The 16,184-nt window shown below is 48.3% G+C and carries 10 protein-coding genes and 3 pseudogenes; 6 read left to right on the forward strand and 7 right to left on the reverse strand.

Annotation, left to right across the window (positions count from 1 at the left end; all coding sequences use genetic code 11):
- The first annotated feature begins 141 nt into the window (after positions 1–141).
- Together ACK8NJ_RS21295 and ACK8NJ_RS21300 are read left to right on the forward strand one after the other, a co-directional pair.
- A protein-coding gene (locus ACK8NJ_RS21295; protein ID WP_085949589.1) for an IS3-like element ISEc31 family transposase occupies positions 142–1,355 on the forward strand; the annotation gives its coding sequence in 2 pieces (ribosomal slippage) (positions 142–436 and positions 436–1,355; 1,215 coding nt in all).
- A 711-nt stretch (positions 1,356–2,066) separates the two neighbouring features.
- Complete coding sequence (locus ACK8NJ_RS21300; RefSeq protein WP_053272497.1) at positions 2,067–3,176, forward strand: porin OmpC; 1,110 nt, start codon at positions 2,067–2,069, stop codon at positions 3,174–3,176.
- A gap of 163 nt (positions 3,177–3,339) precedes the next feature.
- Here ACK8NJ_RS21300 and ACK8NJ_RS21305 read toward each other — a convergent pair whose 3' ends face one another.
- A complete protein-coding gene (locus ACK8NJ_RS21305; RefSeq protein WP_053272498.1) occupies positions 3,340–4,104 on the reverse strand; it encodes a helix-turn-helix domain-containing protein in 765 nt (254 codons plus the stop codon).
- 361 nt (positions 4,105–4,465) lie between these two features.
- Here ACK8NJ_RS21305 and istA point away from each other — a divergent pair.
- The 3 genes and pseudogenes from istA to tnpC all read left to right on the forward strand — a co-directional run.
- A pseudogene (gene istA / locus ACK8NJ_RS21310) lies at positions 4,466–5,997 on the forward strand (IS21 family transposase).
- Positions 5,998–6,013: 16 nt separating this feature from the next.
- Positions 6,014–6,769, forward strand: coding sequence for an IS21-like element ISSso4 family helper ATPase IstB (gene istB, locus ACK8NJ_RS21315; protein ID WP_411961928.1), 756 nt, complete (start codon positions 6,014–6,016; stop codon positions 6,767–6,769).
- 100 nt (positions 6,770–6,869) lie between these two features.
- A pseudogene (gene tnpC, locus ACK8NJ_RS21320) lies at positions 6,870–8,276 on the forward strand (IS66 family transposase); the annotation flags it as partial.
- A gap of 153 nt (positions 8,277–8,429) precedes the next feature.
- Here the strand turns inward: tnpC and ACK8NJ_RS21325 are convergent.
- Positions 8,430–8,615: a hypothetical protein gene (locus ACK8NJ_RS21325; protein ID WP_411961929.1), complete on the reverse strand. Its 186-nt coding sequence runs from the start codon at positions 8,613–8,615 to the stop codon at positions 8,430–8,432.
- A gap of 25 nt (positions 8,616–8,640) precedes the next feature.
- Between ACK8NJ_RS21325 and ACK8NJ_RS21330 the strand changes: the two are divergent.
- Positions 8,641–8,982 (forward strand): annotated as a pseudogene (locus ACK8NJ_RS21330) (transposase); the annotation flags it as partial.
- Positions 8,983–9,018: 36 nt separating this feature from the next.
- On the opposite strand, the gene ACK8NJ_RS21335 reads toward ACK8NJ_RS21330, so the two are convergent.
- The 5 genes from ACK8NJ_RS21335 to ACK8NJ_RS21355 form a co-directional block, all read right to left on the reverse strand.
- Positions 9,019–12,147, reverse strand: a complete 3,129-nt coding sequence (locus ACK8NJ_RS21335) for a multidrug efflux RND transporter permease subunit (protein WP_411961930.1) — start codon at positions 12,145–12,147, stop codon at positions 9,019–9,021.
- Positions 12,148–12,263: 116 nt separating this feature from the next.
- On the reverse strand, positions 12,264–13,847 hold the full coding sequence (locus ACK8NJ_RS21340; RefSeq protein WP_411961931.1) for an alpha/beta fold hydrolase: 1,584 nt from the start codon (positions 13,845–13,847) through the stop codon (positions 12,264–12,266).
- A gap of 24 nt (positions 13,848–13,871) precedes the next feature.
- Positions 13,872–14,150, reverse strand: coding sequence for a PerC family transcriptional regulator (locus ACK8NJ_RS21345; protein WP_411961932.1), 279 nt, complete (start codon positions 14,148–14,150; stop codon positions 13,872–13,874).
- Between the two features lie 69 nt (positions 14,151–14,219).
- Positions 14,220–14,858, reverse strand: a complete 639-nt coding sequence (locus ACK8NJ_RS21350) for an IbrB-like domain-containing protein (protein ID WP_411961933.1) — start codon at positions 14,856–14,858, stop codon at positions 14,220–14,222.
- Positions 14,843–16,075, reverse strand: coding sequence for a phosphoadenosine phosphosulfate reductase (locus tag ACK8NJ_RS21355; RefSeq protein WP_411961934.1), 1,233 nt, complete (start codon positions 16,073–16,075; stop codon positions 14,843–14,845). Before ACK8NJ_RS21355 ends, ACK8NJ_RS21350 begins: the two co-directional genes overlap by 16 nt.
- Positions 16,076–16,184 lie beyond the last annotated feature (109 nt).

Raw genomic sequence — 16,184 nt, forward strand, 5'->3', positions numbered from 1 at the left:
GTCGCACGTCATTCCGTATATTATTTTTCCTCATTTTCAGGAATCAGTTATTATCAGCGAGCCATGGTTACCTGAGAACACTATAAATGATACTGATATTTATATTGTAGTGGCACAGTAAATTTGGCCACCTGATTAAAGGTGATATCCTCACCACAACACAAAACAGGTGACTTAATGAACAAGAAAACCAAACGTACTTTCACCCCTGAATTCAGGCTGGAATGTGCACAGCTAATTGTTGATAAGGGCTACTCATATCGACAAGCCAGTGAAGCGATGAATGTCGGTTCTACCACGCTTGAGAGTTGGGTGCGCCAGCTCAGGCGAGAGCGTCAGGGGATTGCGCCCTCTGCCACACCTATTACTCCAGACCAGCAACGTATCCGCGAACTGGAAAAGCAGGTTCGCCGCCTGGAGGAACAAAATACGATATTAAAAAAGGCTACCGCGCTCTTGATGTCCGACTCGCTGAACGGTTCACGATAGTTGCCAGACTGAGTGACAGCCACTCAGTTGTCAGCCTCTGTTCTGCTCTGGAAATACACCGCAGCAGTTACCGGTACTGGCGAAAACGACGCGATACGGTTAATCCGGCGCGAGTCAGGTTGTGCAGCGAAATACGCCGGGCGTGGAACCAAAGTAGGGGCTCTGCGGGGGCGCGCACGCTGGCTGAAATGCTGACCCAAAACGGCGTCCCGATGAGCCGTTACCGTGCCGGGCGTCTGATGAAATATCTGAACCTGAGCAGTTGTCAGCCCGGAAAACATCAGTACAAAAATGCTCGTCAGGAACATACCTGCCTGCCGAATCTGCTTGAGCGCCAGTTCGCTGTGCCCGAGCCAGATAGGGTATGGTGCGGAGATATTACGTATATCTGGGCAGGAAATCGCTGGTGCTATCTGGCGGTCGTCATGGATCTTTTTGCCCGCAGGGTTATCGGCTGGAGCCTGTCAGCGAATGCCGATACTGCCCTGATAAGCAGTGCCCTGCGGATGGCGTATGAGGTGCGTGGTCAGCCGCGGGACGTCATGTTCCATAGCGACCAGGGAAGTCAATATACAGGACTGAAATATCAACAACTTCTCTGGCGTTACAGGATAAAGCAAAGTGTCAGCCGACGGGGAAACTGCTGGGATAACAGTCCAATGGAACGCTTCTTCCGCAGTCTGAAAACAGAATGGGTGCCAACCGATGGCTACACAGGCAAAGACGTGGCCCGGCAGCAAATCAGCAGTTATATTCTGAATTATTACAATAGCGTCAGGCCTCACCATTATAACGGAGGGCTGACGCCGGAAGAGTCAGAGAACAGATACCATTTTTACTGTAAAACCGTGGCCAGTATTACTTGACCACTACATATACAGACAGAGATTCAATAACGTAGAGATGTTATAAAATGCTCGAATGGATACAGGTATGAGGCTGTACTATCACAAAAAAAGACCTGCACCACGGCAGGTCTGCAATGCAAAAGAAATATCAGAAAGTCAGTAATGGTGAAGTCAATAAATGCCGATGCTCTGTAAATAACGCCCATACTCCTCACGGGATTTTCGCCCTGTCATGTTAACCCGCAGAAAACAGAACACAACATCGACGTCTTATAAATAAGAATTTTTTATATTTTGTCCTGTTACCGTCAAAAAAAAGCCAGCTCCGGTGAACTGGCAAATGTACGGAACAAACAGTGGACACTTCGTCTCAGAAGGGGAGAACTTCCGCGAGAAATAATGTTATTCAGTCGTCAGAATGACTGCAATAATCTGACACCATGTTTCAGAATTGGTTATCTGTGTTATCTGCACATATCCCCCCCACATACATATCAGGAGGCTGACAAAAAATATCAACGATATCACCGGTATCAATATATTTTTCTCAGAAAGATTCTTAATAAGATAAAAACACCGCTCTGCATCATATCCGAACCGGGACAAAAAAAATAACTTCTTCCGAAACAGGATGAAATAGATCTTGAAATCCTCCCTCCTGATTAACGATTATTTATCGGGCTGTGACATCTTCTCTGAAGAAAAGTTCAATTTCAAAGGTTCAGTAAAATGAAAAAGCTAACGGTGACAATTTCTGCAGTAGCAACAGCAGTCCTGATGGCTGTATCCGCACAGGCAGCTGAAATATACAATAAAGATGGTAATAAACTTGATCTGTACGGAAAAGTGGACGGGCTCCATTATTTTTCAGGCAATAAGGATGAAAATGGTGACAAATCCTACATGCGTATGGGGATCAAGGGTGAAACCCAGATCAACGATGATTTGACGGGATATGGTCACTGGGAGTACCAGATCCAGGCAAACACGCCGGAAAATGAAAACCATGCCTGGACCCGTCTGGCCTTCGCCGGCCTGAAGCTCTCCGATTATGGGTCTCTGGACTACGGACGTAATTATGGTGTTGTCTATGACGTCACCTCCTGGACTGATGTGCTGCCGGAGTTTGGTGGTGATACTTACAGTGCGGATAACTTCATGCAGGGACGGGGTAACGGTTTTGCCACCTACCGTAATACCGACTTTTTTGGCCTTGTCGATGGTCTTAATTTTGCAGTGCAGTATCAGGGCGAAAACGGTGGCGTGAGCGGTGAAAATACGACAAATAACGGGCGTGGTGCATTACGGCAGAACGGTAATGGTGTTGGTGGCTCGATTACCTACGAGTATGACGGTTTCAGTATTGGTGGTGCGGTGTCCAGTTCCCAGCGTACATGGGATCAGAACCATACGGGACTGATGGGGACCGGCAACCGTGCGGAAACATACACTGGTGGGCTGAAGTATGATGCCTATAACGTCTATCTGGCAGCACAGTACACCCAGACATATAATGCCACACTTGCCGGCAACCTGGGCTGGGCAAACAAAGCCCAGAACCTTGAACTGGTGGCCCAGTATCAGTTTGATTTTGGTCTGCGTCCGTCCCTTGCCTTTCTGCAGTCCAAAGGGAAAAAACTGGGAAGCATCAATGGCCGCAATTATGACAACCAGGATATCCTGAAGTATGTTGATGTGGGCGCAACTTACTACTTCAACAAAAATATGTCCACCTACGTGGATTATAAAATCAACCTGCTGAAAGACAACCAGTTTACACGTGATGCCGGCATCAATACCGATGATATTGTTGCGGTAGGTCTGGTCTATCAGTTCTGACGTAAAGACCGACGTATATTCCGGGATGATAAATCATCCCGGAATAACAGTGACTCCCTCAGGTCACTTATTAAAAGGCACCTGTCTTTTTATCAAAAAACCTTCTGTTATATTTTTATTTGTCCAGGGCGTTATCACGCCCTTTTTTATGTGCATATAGTCATCAGAATATTCCCCATAAGGGGTCTTGCTGTTTATTTTCAGCCATTTCACTTACGGCATTATCATAATAGTGTAATGGTGTCATCCCATAATAATCCTTAAACGCTGAGATGAAATATGACGTACTGTTGTAGCCACACTTTTGTGCAACCATAGAGACAGAGTGGGTATTTTCAAGTATCATCTTTCGTGCTGACTCCATACGCATATCCCTTAATATTTCAGAAAATGAGGTTCCCTCCTCCTTCAGTCTTTTCTTGATCAGACTTTCACTGGCATAGAGGCGTCCGGCAATATCTTTAAGATGCCAGGCTCGTTCTAAATCCCCGCCAATAATCCCCATAATCTTATACGAGAATGTGTTCATATTCGTCAGTAAGAAAGAAATCACTCTTGTACGCTCCTGAAATACAGAAAGCAGGGACAAACAGAGTTTTTCTCTTAGTGACGTCGTGTAAGCGTCTGCAATTCTTATCCCTTCAAAAAGAGAATAAACCAGCGACAGCGGAATATCTTCCTCGATGACATACCCCTGTCTGTCAATACAGAACATATCAGGCAGTCTGTTATTCACGTCATTCAGAAAGGACAATACTGTTTTATGATCAAGTTCGACCGTTCTGACGAGAGAGGGGCTGTCAGATAATTTACTTCTGGATGCTGGATCCAGAAGTAAAACTGTATTTTTCTTTAATGATACAGGCTTCTTACAGATAATTAAATCGAAAGACTGGCAAACCAGAACCACAGAACATACAGCATCCATCAGGCACCTGCGATAGATTGAAACAGAAAAATAATAAACAACAGGATTTAACGAATGAATTTGTCACACATTTTAAATAAAAAACATTATTAATCAAATATTCATAAGGAATATTTAAGAAATATACGATATATATATATAACAAAATAATATATATTTATTATTGATTTTTTATAAGCTATATTACCAATAACGATATTGCAAAATGGCATCTGAATCGATCACGATTTGGCATGCTTCCGATCATTGATTGGCATCCTGCCAGTCACTCCGGGAATTAACTCTTTTCACCACAGTCTTCATTGCCGTGTTTAAAACAATGGAGACGCCAATGTCCAAAAAGAGAAAATCCAGGAGCACTATGGAAACCTGTTTTAAGATCCTTCAGCTCAAGTTCGACAAGAAGCTGACTAACCGTTGTATAGGACTGACATTACACATCAGCGCCTCAACCGTTTTTGAGGTTCTTGCCCGCTTCAAAGCCTCTTCTCTGTCATGGCCGTTACCTGCAGATATATCCCATGACATGCTGGAGAAACTCATCTTCCCGCCCAAAGACACCTCTGCATCAGAGCTTGTAATGCCTGACATGCTGTACTTCGATATGGAAATGAGAAAACCAGGTGTAACGCGGCAACTGTTGTGGATGGAATACAAGGCTCAGGCGGGTGACAAAGCGATGGGATACTCGCACTTCTGCCGTTGCTACCGGGAGTGGAAAAAACGCGACGCCTCTCCATGCACCAGGAGCACCGTGCTGGCGAAAAGCTCTTTATCGACTTCTGTGGCCCTACGGTTCCTGTTATTAATCCAGACACCGGTGAGATACGCCGCGTGGCAATCTTCGTGGCCGTAATGGGGCGTCCAACTATACCTACGTTGAAGCGTGCGAAGGTTAGGACATGATGTTATGGTTAAATGCCCACAGCCGTTGCCTGACCTTCCTGAGCGGCGTACCGAAGCTGCTCATCCCCGATAATCTCAGAAGCGCAGTGAAAGGCCGCTCGCCATGAGCCTGTCATCAACGACAGTTATCAGGCGCTGGCTGAGCACTATGGCACGGTTATTATCCCGGCCCGACCACGCAAACCTAAAGATAAACCAAAAGCAGAAAACGGTGTCCTCATCGTCGAACGATGGCTTCTTGCCCGCATCCGTAATGAAACCTTCCGCACGCTCAGGGCGCTGAATGCGCGCCTTCGGGAGTTACTGACGGACATGAATAACCGGCCAATGAAGGGGTACGGCAATCAAACCCGTGCAGAACACTTCCGCATACTGGATGCGCCAGCACTCTCTCCGCTGCCTCTGGCACCTTATGAATACACGGAATACAAAGCCGTGAAGGTTGGCCCTGACTACCACGTTGAATATGCCCGTCACTGGTACTTCGTTCCACACGAACTGGTTGGTCAGCGTCTGTCACTGAAGGCGGGGCAGTCGGTGGTACAACTCTGGCACAAGGGGCAGTGTGTGGCGCAACATCCGCGCAGCACACATGAATATAAACACACAACCAATCCGCTTCACATGCCAGAGCGCCACTGACGGCACGGGACATGGACACAGGAACGCCTTATCGGGCAGGGAAAACGTACAGGCCCATCCACAGGCCGGGGGGTTGAATTCATGCTGAAGGCAAAACCCCATCCGGAACTGGCTTATCGTGCAGTCCTGGGGCTGCTGGCGCTTCAGAAAAAATACGGCCCGGAACGGCTGGAAAAGGCCTGTTACGTTGCCCTGTACTATAACGCCCCTGACAGACGCTTTATCGACAATCTGCTGCGTCACCATCGGGAGAACCTGGAGCTTCCGTTATCCCGCCAGGGCGAACAACATCCGGCATATGCTTCAGAGCATGAAAACCTGCGTGGTCCGGGCTACTACCACTGACAGAAGGAACAACAGTATGAGTGATAACCTGTTAAACAAACTGACCCAACTGAAACTCCCGGCGATGGCCGGGAGCCTGATACGGCAACGGGAAACGCCTCAGACCTACGACGAACTGTCGTTCGAGGAAAGGCTGACGCTGCTGGTTGATGACGAGCTTCTGAGCAGGGAAAACAGCCGTGTGGCACGGTTGAGAAAAAATGCCGGCCTGAAATACCAGGCAACACCGGAAGGGCTGCGTTATCCGGCCTCAAGAGGTCTGCGGGCTGAACAGATGAGGGAACTGCTGAACGGCCACTACATAATCCACAGGAAAAACCTGCTGATAACCGGTCCGACAGGATGTGGCAAGAGCTGGATAGCCAATGCGCTGGGCGAACAGGCATGTCGACAGAAACACAGCGTCCGGTACTGTAGAACCGGGCGATTACTGGAACAACTGGCTCAGGGACGTGTTGATGGCAGCTGGCTGAAATATCTGAAACAGTTGCAAAAAATACAGGTTCTAATCCTGGACGATCTGGGGCTGGAACAGTTAAGTAACGCCCAGTGTAATGACCTTCTGGAGCTCATAGAGGATCGTTACGGACAAAGCAGCACAATAGTGGTAAGCCAGTTCCCGGTAGATAAATGGCATGGTCTGATGGAGAACCCAACAACAGCAGATGCCATCCTGGACAGACTGGTACATAACTCACACCGGGTGGTCCTTCAGGGAGAGTCACTGAGGAAAAATCCCCCGACAGTGGAAAGCAGCGAAAAAACGAGTTAAAAAGCGGTAGAAAAAGTTAAGTTCCCGGTTGATCGAATAGATGCGAATCGCTGATCGGACTTCGATGCCAATCCGTGATCGAATAGAGCGGAATACGCAGCTCGCACGCCAGCAGCGTTTTGGTAAAAAATGCGAATCGCTGGCCGGGATGCAGCGTTCCCTCTTCGAAGAGGATGTTGACGCGGATATCGCAGAAATCTCGGCGCATCTGGACAGACTGCTTCCTCAGACCGGGGACGAAGAAAAAACAACAATACGTCCTGTTCGTAAACCTTTACCCTCACATCTTCCCCGGGTTGAAAAGGTTATCCCGGCAGATGAAGAACGTTGCCCGGAATGTAATGAATCCCTGCGCTTCATTCGCAATGAAGTCAGCGAGAAAATGGAATATATCCCCGCACAGGTTGTGGTCAATCGCTATATCCGTCCGCAGTACAGCTGTCCCTGCTGTGAGAAAGTGTTCAGCGGAGAAATGCCGGCACATATCCTTCCGAAAAGTGCCGTTGAGCCGTCGGTCATCGCACAGGTGGTCATCAGCAAATATACCGACCATCTTCCCCTGTATCGTCAGCAGCACATCTTCTCCCGAATGGGGGTGGCGGTTCCCGTCAGTACAATGGCGGATATGGTTGGTGTCGCCGGAGCTGCACTGGCCCCGCTGGCAAAACTGTTACGCCACGAGCTTCTGACACGGGATGTCATTCATGCTGATGAAACGTCCCTGAGGCTCCTTGATACCCGGAAAGGTGGTAAATCCTGCTCCGGCTGGCTGTGGGCTTACGTCAGTGGTGAAAGAAGCGGTCCGCCGGTCGTCTGTTTTGACTCGCAGACCGGACGGGCTCTCAGATATCCTGAGGCCTGGCTGCAGGGCTGGCATGGCGGTACGCTGGTGAGTGACGGGTACAACGTGTACAAATCTCTGGCGGATAATCACCCTGGTATCACATCTGCCTGTTGCTGGAGCCACGCAAGGCGCGGCTTCGCAAATCTGTACAAGGCCAGCAGGGAGCCCCGTGCAGCCATGGCGCTGAGGAAAATCGCCGGTCTTTACCGCATTGAGAAGCTCATCCGCGAGCGTCCTGTGGAAAAAATACGGCAGTGGCGACAACGGTATTCCCGGCCGATAGTGAACGACCTGTTTGCCTGGCTTGAAGAGCAGGAGCCGTGTTGTCCGCCTGAGGGCCCATTAAATAAGGCGATTAACTATATTCTGAACCGGCACGATGAACTGAGCTGCTTCCTGGGGGACGGAGCTGTGCCCCTGGACAACAATATCTGCGAGCGTGCCATCCGCCCGGTGGTCATGGGGCGGAAAGCATGGTTATTCGCCGGTTCACTGATGGCCGGGAACCGCGCGGCACAGATAATGAGCCTTCTGGAAACGGCAAAACGTAATGGTCTGGAGCCGCATGCCTGGCTGACAGACGTTCTGACGCGTCTACCGGAGTGGCCGGAAGACCGACTGGCAGAGTTGCTGCCCCTTGAGGGATTTACCTTCTCCGGGTGAGTGATACCTGCCATCAGGTGTTCGTGCAGCGGGCCATAACCCGCAGTCGGGAGTTGAACGCCTGACGACAGGAAATGAGCCAGAGCAGCAACCACGCGGGCTGACAGCGAGTCAGAACCTGAATCAGCCTGGAGCCATTCCCGGGGAAGGACTTCATTTACCTGCCACCAATACCCGTGTCAGTACTTCACGACCTGACGCATTTACCCGACTCAGTACTTCAGAGCCCGCCGCCGGTACCTGCCTGGCGATCGTCCCTGTGCAACAAAATAAATCAACCATCGTCAGACGGTGATCAATCGTATGCGCTGCCAGTGGCTTGCCTGAAAAATGCGTCAATATGAGTTCACCGGATGCTTACGTTGCTTCATTGCTGGCCGAGGTTCCTGAACTGGGGAGCCTCTCACGACGAGCAATCAGTGCGCTTGTAGGTGTTGCTCCAGTCAATCGGGACTCTGGTTCCATGCGAGGCCGACGAACCATTTTTGGCGGTCGGTCTGGCGTACGAACCGCGTTGTATATGGCCGCGCTTGTCGCAACCCGTTTTAATCCGGTAATAAAAGCCTTTTACATGCGTCTGCTTGCAGCTGGAAAAACCAAAAAAATGGCTCTGGTTGCCTGTATGCGCAAATTGCCGACCATCCTGAACGCGATGATCAGAAAGAATGAAGAATGGAATGAGTCCTACCATTACGTTGCTCCATAATTATTACGTTCAAGACAGTTGCTGTTTACCTCTTTCTCAGGGAGTTTTGTCTCCAGGATTTCCGGGGCGGTTCATACGCTTTAAGCTCAATGTAAAACGACTGATTACAATAAAGAAAACCGGAACAAAAAATATTGCCAGGACAGTTCCACTAATCATTCCGCCAAAAATACCGGTGCCTATTGCATGCTGAGTTTTGTCATTGGCTCCGCTGGCTAGCATCAGGGGTACCACCCCAAGAGCAAAAGCCAGAGAAGTCATAAGTATCGGACGCAGACGTTGTTTTGATGCTGTTATGGCCGCTCCAGCTAATGTCTTCCCCTGTGCCCGTAACTGTCTGGCAAATTCTATAATCAGAATTGCATTTTTTGCAGATAAACCTATAAGAGTGATTAACCCCACTTTGAAGAAAACATCATTCGTCATACCAGAAATACTTACCGCAATCACAGCCCCGATAAGTCCGAGAGGAACAACCAGCATTACCGCAAATGGAATTGACCAGCTCTCGTAGAGTGCTGCAAGTACCATAAACACGACGAGTATCGAAAGTCCCATCAGCCCGGGAAGTTGAGCTGCAGATTCAATTTCCTGCAAAGAACTGTCAGCCCATTCACCCGAAAAGCCCTGAGGCAATGTTTTTACCAGCGCATTCATTTCCTGCATGGCGGTACCACTTGACTCTCCAGGGGCTGCACTTCCGCTAATACGTAGTGCCGGATACCCCTGATAACGGTTTAATTGTTGTGGCATGACAGACCATGAAATATCAACAAAAGCAGATAATGGTAACATCTGGCCTGTTCTGTTTCTTACCGGAATACTTAATAATTGTTCTGGCTGCATCCTGTACGGAGCATCAGACTGGATAATTACCTGCTGAACCCGACCATTATTTATATAGTCATTGACATAATTCGAGCCTGTTGTAATGGAAATCGCCTGATTAATTTCTTCAAACGAGACTCCCATGGCTTCGGCTTTTTCCCTGTCCACATTGAGTGAAAGATTTGCACCTTCCGGCAAACCATCAATATAAACATCAGACAATTTAGTATCATTATTGGCCCGTGATATTAGTTCATCAGCGACCTTCTTAAGTTCATGATAGCCTTTCCCTCCCCGGTCCAGCAGATAATAAGTAAACCCTGAAGATGTGTCCATATCAGGGATGGCCGGAGGTAACTGGCTCATCGTTATTGCATCAGGAACACCTTCCATTGTTGACTGAATATGATCAGCTTCACTCTGGGCGGATATACCTTTGCGCTCCTTCCAGTCTTTCAGTGTGGTGAAGGACATAGCAGCATTTGGACCAGAACCCGAAAAACCAAACCCCATGATTATTATGTTGCTCTTAACCGCAGGCCGCATTGATAGTTCATTTTCAAACTTTTTCACAACATTAAGTGTTCGTTGTGTCGTGGCTTCAGATGGGAGCTGTATGGTGGACATAAAATACCCCTGATCTTCTTCAGGAAGAAATGAGGAGGGTAATGATGACAACCCTGCGTATAATGCAATACACAGTGCTGTATATAACATCATCATGCGTCCGGTGCGTTTAAGTACAAAACCAAGACTATGTTCATAGAAAGCAGTTATCCGACTGAAATGCGTATTAAACCATACAGGAAACCTGCTCCCGGGATTGTTTTTATGGTTGTATGACCGGAGTACAGATGCGCACAGTGCAGGAGTCAGTGTCAGTGCCAGAAATGCGGATAACAAAATAGACACAACCATCGACATACAGAATTGTCGATAAATGATCCCCACAGATCCGCTTGCGAATGCCATTGGAATAAACACCGCAGTGAGTACAAGTGTAATTCCTATGATCGCTGGCGTGATCTCCTGCATGGCTTCCTGTGTTGCATCAGATGGTGACATACCCTTTTTTTTCATCAGGCGTTCCACATTCTCGACAACAACAATGGCATCATCAACAATGATGCCGATGGCAAGAACCATACCAAACATTGTCAGAATATTAATGGAATAACCGCTCAGTAGCATAACCGTGAATGTCCCCAGTAAGGCTACCAGTGCCACAATGGCTGGAATAAGAGTACAACGAATGTTGTGAAGGAAAAGCAGCATAACAAGGAACACCAGTACCATTGTCTCGGCAAAAGTCTGTACAACTTTCATGATAGACAGTTTTACAAACGGCACTGTGTCAAAGGGAACAGTAAATTCCATACCTTCCGGCAATACAGCTGAAAGTTCAGCAAGGCGTGTGCGTATACCGTCTGCCGTACTGATTGCATTCGCACCGGGCGTCATCTGTATCGCAGCAGCAGTCGCCGGAACCCCGTTTTCCCGTATGCCGAAAGCGTAACTCTGCAGACCTGACTCTACCCGGGCAATATCAGCCAGTTTCAGGCGGGCTCCTGTAATATTTGATTTAAGGGTTATATTACTGAACTCCTCTACAGAAGTAAGTTGCCCCCTGACGGTAACAGGATAAGAAACCATTTGTCCTTTTGTAGCGGGTTCATCTCCTGTTCTGCCTGGTGAAACCACCGTATTTTGCTGGCTGACAGCGGTCAGAACATCGCTGGCAGAAAGTCCAAAACCATGTAGTTTCTGAGGATCAAGCCAGATACGTAGTGCTTTCTCTGCTCCAAACAGCTGAACTTTACCCACCCCGGGGACACGGCGGAGTTCATCCGAGACATTTCTGGCAAAATAATCACTCAGATCGGCTTCCTGAATAGCGGAGGAGGTTGCTTTCAGCCCCACAATCATCAAAAAGCCGGGGGCTGCTGCCTCAAGAGAGAGTCCATTTTGCCGGACAACCTGAGGCAGTTGGGGTTCCACCGTTTTTATCTGGTTCTGAAGATCCATCTGGGCTAATTTTACATCGGTACCTGGTTTGAATGTGACCGTAATTGATGCCATACCGGTGGTATCACTGGATGACTCAAAATACAGTAAATTATCAACAGCGGATATTTCACGCTCAATAAGTGAAATAACGGATGTGTTCATTACCTCCGGGCTGGCACCAGGATAAGATACAGAGATAATTATGCTGGGCGGCGCCACAGAAGGATATTGTGTTACTGGCAGTCGTGGTATTGATAAAACACCGCTCAAAATGATAAATAGCGCAATGACCCAAGCAAAAACCGGTCGTCGGATGAAAAACTGAGGCATAAAAATAATCAGCCATAATGTCTAAAAATCAATCGCCACCACCTCAGGAGAGGGCCTGTACACGGATCTGTGTACAGGCTCATTGCCTGATCTTAATATGTTCAGTCCAACATTCGCTAACGTCCTGAACAAGTAATATCTTCCATTTTCTGGGGAGCCAGAAGATGACGCACAACAGCTTTATCTACACATAAGTTAGTTCCATTGAGAGCCAGAGCATGCCCATCTCCATTTACTGTCAGCAACGGGCTGGAAAACTTATCAGCCGCCTTGCGAGCATTAATCCAGGGAGTTGTCGGATCGTGCTTCTGTGCTACGAACAGTAAACCAGAGGGCAAAACTGTATTCTCCCTGCGGGTATTCTTCAGGCCTCGATGTACTGGCCACAATTCACAAAAATCAGGTGAACCGGACGTTTCCCTGTGAAAGTTAATAGCCGGAAAAGCATCAGCAAGAGCATTTTTTCGTGATTCTCGTTCTGCCGGCGTTAATTGTTTATCTTCCTCATCAACGCAAAGAATAACCTCCAGAGCATCACTGGATTTTTCCGAAAACAATGGTTCATTGAGCACGGTTTCTATTTCCTTGCTGACAATTCCCCGGGAAAACTGACGTATGGCAGTTGCAAGTACTGGCCACGATGAGCGCCATAGTAGAAGATCGTATGTCAATAATATGAGGTCATCTGATGATACCTCTTTCCCTTTGCTGTCAGTTAAAGGGCTGCGATGCAATTTTGATAATAATTCATTGAACTGATTTATTGCCTGCTCTCTGTCTGAAGAAAGCGGGCAACTTTTTGTACTGGCACACCATGAAGCAAAACGTTCAAACGTTTCCTGATATCCCTGAGCCTGTCTGAGTTGCCATGTAAAATCCAGATCATCAAGGTTGACGACGCCATCAAGAACGATAGACCTGACATTCGAGGGAAAACGTTCAGCGTATAAGGATGCAATCTGCGTTCCGTATGAATACGCCACTGCTGTCAGTTGTCTGTCCCCCAGAGCCTGTCTGATGCGGTCAATATCATATGTAGCCTCGTTAGAACCAATATAACGAATGACTTCAGCTCCACCAGAATTATGGATGCAGGCATTGATTTTTTTCAATATCCGTTGTTTTTCAGTTATGTCTTCCTGAATATCTGTATCGGACTGTTGGCAGTTTATTACGGGGGTAGATTGACCAATTCCTCGAGGATCAAAACCGATAATATTCCATGACTCCCTGAGATTCGTTACCGGCCAGTCAAAATCAATATAGGGGTTAATACCTGGCTGGCCCGGGCCACCCGGTATCATAAGGATACTCCCCTCAGGCTTGCTTTTTGCCGGCAACTTTGTCAGCGCCAGTCTGACCTGTGGTATTTCTTCATCAGAAATATCTCCGCCAGTATCCGTATACTTTAGTGGAACAGATAAATATCCACATAATAAATCTGGTGAAGGTTTTTCCTCACCAAACCAGTGACTATATGGTTGAGTCATACAGGATTGCCATTCGATATGATGGGCCGATACCGTTCCAGGAAGAACCAACAGAAATAAAAAAGAAAATAAGACTGTTTTTATCTGTATAAACGCATCCCCGTTTGCAAGGTTTCTGTTGTTCTGACATTGACGAATAGTTTCAGCTCTGTCAGCCTCATTGCAGTCAGAGCGGCGGGCCACTATGAGATTTGCTATTCCTTTATTCATTATTCACACCCATTAATCTGAAAACTAATATATCTGTATACCTTTTCTGAATATCTCCCCGGACGGGCTGGCAATCCCCATTCGCCTCAGCGTGGCATCTGCAGCTTTCGCCACTTCGCTGATATCCAGCTTTTCAGGTGGCGGTGGGGGCGATATCTGCGCCAGACAAAAATTACGCCGCAACAACAGCCACTCCCGTTGTGCTTCTGTACATTCAAAATTGCCCATAACAAAAAGCCAGCGGGCAGAAGCTCGGCGCCAGCAACCTGCTGCCTCCAGTTTCTGTGCAACCGTGTCTTCCACAACCTCCGGGGTACTCTTTTTCCTGCTCAAAACATTAACTCACTGAAATAATACATATATCTGACGCCCTCAGCGAACCGTCCATGCCGGGCTGAAGTCCTCTTCCTGAAACAATTCTGTCAGCCCGCTAATCTGTTTCAGTCTCAGCACTTCATCCTGGTCCATACCCAGCTCTGTACCAATACGTTCATCCGTCCAGCCCAGCCGCGACAGGTCCCTGACAATATCTGACATTGAGGTTATCTGGTGTTTCCCCCTGGCCCGGTTATGTCTAATGGTTGCAGCAATACGTGAGGCCTGTCCCTTTCTTTCCGGATTAATACAGGTCACTGGCAACCAGCCCTTCAGACGCTTTCCTGTATCGGCTTCCCTGCCCAGTAACTGACGATGAAAACCATCCACGACCAGATAATGCTCCTTCTCTTCCGAGACAACCACAGGCTGCGTGAACCCATCCTGCTCCAGTGAATGCTTCAGCAGTTTTTTCTCACCCGGCGCCATGACATTAGGATTGTAATCATTGGCCACCACCTCATCTGCTTTCACCCACAGCACGCAGTCCACAGGCTCCTGCGCAAAAGGACTGACTTCATGAAGCACTCTGCGCAGGTGATTCAGGGCCTGTATGGCCTCTTCTTCTGGTCGTTCCTGGCTGAAGTACTGACGAATCATGTTGCCAAGTATCTCCGGTGTCACAGAATCCCCCATTCCTTCCTCCTTTCTTTCATACGCTGCAGATAACGTTCATAGTGCCGGGGTTTGTTCGGACTGAAGGAAAGGGTCCGGCACCAGAAATCATTCTTTATGAGAGTCTTACAGATACGTCGCCAGGACGGAATATCCCGGCGCCCCTGGTCATTCTCCTGTTCATCCGGAATGTCATCCGGGAAGCCCCGCGTCTGATACCAGCGCAGATAGACAGCTATTTTATTACGGTAATGTTCTGCTGTTCTTTCCGGCATCACATCCAGCAGGAACATCGCATAGCTACGCCAGGTATGATGAGCCGGCTTCGTGATACGCTTACGCAGGGCAAAATAGGCACCACTCTCATTGGCATAAAGCGCCCCGCTGGCAGCTCCTGACACCCGTTCACACATCCTGGCCCAGGTTTCCGGCTCCAGAACATGGTAAAGCCACAGTCCCTTACGCTGTTCAGGACCAAAAGGTTCACAGACACGCATGTTGCGTAACGGCACGCCAGCACGGTACATCAGGTCATACAGAGGATTGTAGATGGCACGGGTTCTGGCGTTATATATCCAGATATCGCGGGCTTTCCAGTCATATAACGGATATATGGTGTAATAAAACCCTTCAGGCGATGCCGTGGTCCAGGGCTTATCATCGGCATATCTCAGTTTGCGCTGAGACACCAGCCCCATAAAGCGATTGAGGGATTCATCCGCACGAACACCGGTCAGCACTGCCACCCCACACCGGTTACCGGCAAACCAGGAAGAAAATGCCGGAACAAATTCTTCAAAAGTCATGGCATACCGGTAAAAGGGAAAATACGCCATATCCGTAATGGCGTATTCCGGTGGCTGGCGAACCCAGGTCACACCCGACTCCCAGCATATCCACTCCGGCTGAAACTGCGAGACACCGTTTACCGTGGTCAGGGGAAGTGCCACCCAGTAAAAGGTATCCGTCACATCCCGGTACATTTCCCGCATCTTCTGAATATATTCAATGGTGCACTGGTACTGAGCTTCCCAGTCAATGAACAGTACAGAGAAACGACGTTTTTTCCTGCGGGCCACATCGGCGACAAGATGGAAGAGTACCGTGGAATCCTTTCCACCTGAAAAAGACAGGCATACCGACGGAAATGTTTCAAAAATCCACTCAATACGGGCGGTTGCTGCTCGCAGAACATTTTCTCCAGTAAGGATTTTTTCGGTTAAAAACGTATCACTCATTTTTCTGACTTTAGCCTGTTTCCTCAGAAGCCTGCGTGTTATGGTCCTCAGTCACTCACGCCCATAAACAATGGCAACAACCTGTCCAGGATGCAGGTGACGAAGGCTG

Origin of the sequence: Escherichia sp. F1, assembly GCF_046764225.1 — a bacterium.
Lineage (GTDB): Bacteria > Pseudomonadota > Gammaproteobacteria > Enterobacterales > Enterobacteriaceae > Escherichia > Escherichia coli.

Bases quoted from the DNA above. Each gene is read 5' to 3' on its own strand.
- istB (WP_411961928.1), top strand. From the start codon at position 6,014: ATGAGTGATAACCTGTTAAACAAACTGACCCAACTGAAACTCCCGGCG.
- ACK8NJ_RS21355 (WP_411961934.1), bottom strand. From the start codon at position 16,075: ATGAGTGATACGTTTTTAACCGAAAAAATCCTTACTGGAGAAAATGTT.
- ACK8NJ_RS21350 (WP_411961933.1), bottom strand. From the start codon at position 14,858: ATGGGGGATTCTGTGACACCGGAGATACTTGGCAACATGATTCGTCAG.
- ACK8NJ_RS21340 (WP_411961931.1), bottom strand. From the start codon at position 13,847: ATGAATAAAGGAATAGCAAATCTCATAGTGGCCCGCCGCTCTGACTGC.
- ACK8NJ_RS21335 (WP_411961930.1), bottom strand. From the start codon at position 12,147: ATGCCTCAGTTTTTCATCCGACGACCGGTTTTTGCTTGGGTCATTGCG.
- ACK8NJ_RS21300 (WP_053272497.1), top strand. From the start codon at position 2,067: ATGAAAAAGCTAACGGTGACAATTTCTGCAGTAGCAACAGCAGTCCTG.
- ACK8NJ_RS21305 (WP_053272498.1), bottom strand. From the start codon at position 4,104: ATGGATGCTGTATGTTCTGTGGTTCTGGTTTGCCAGTCTTTCGATTTA.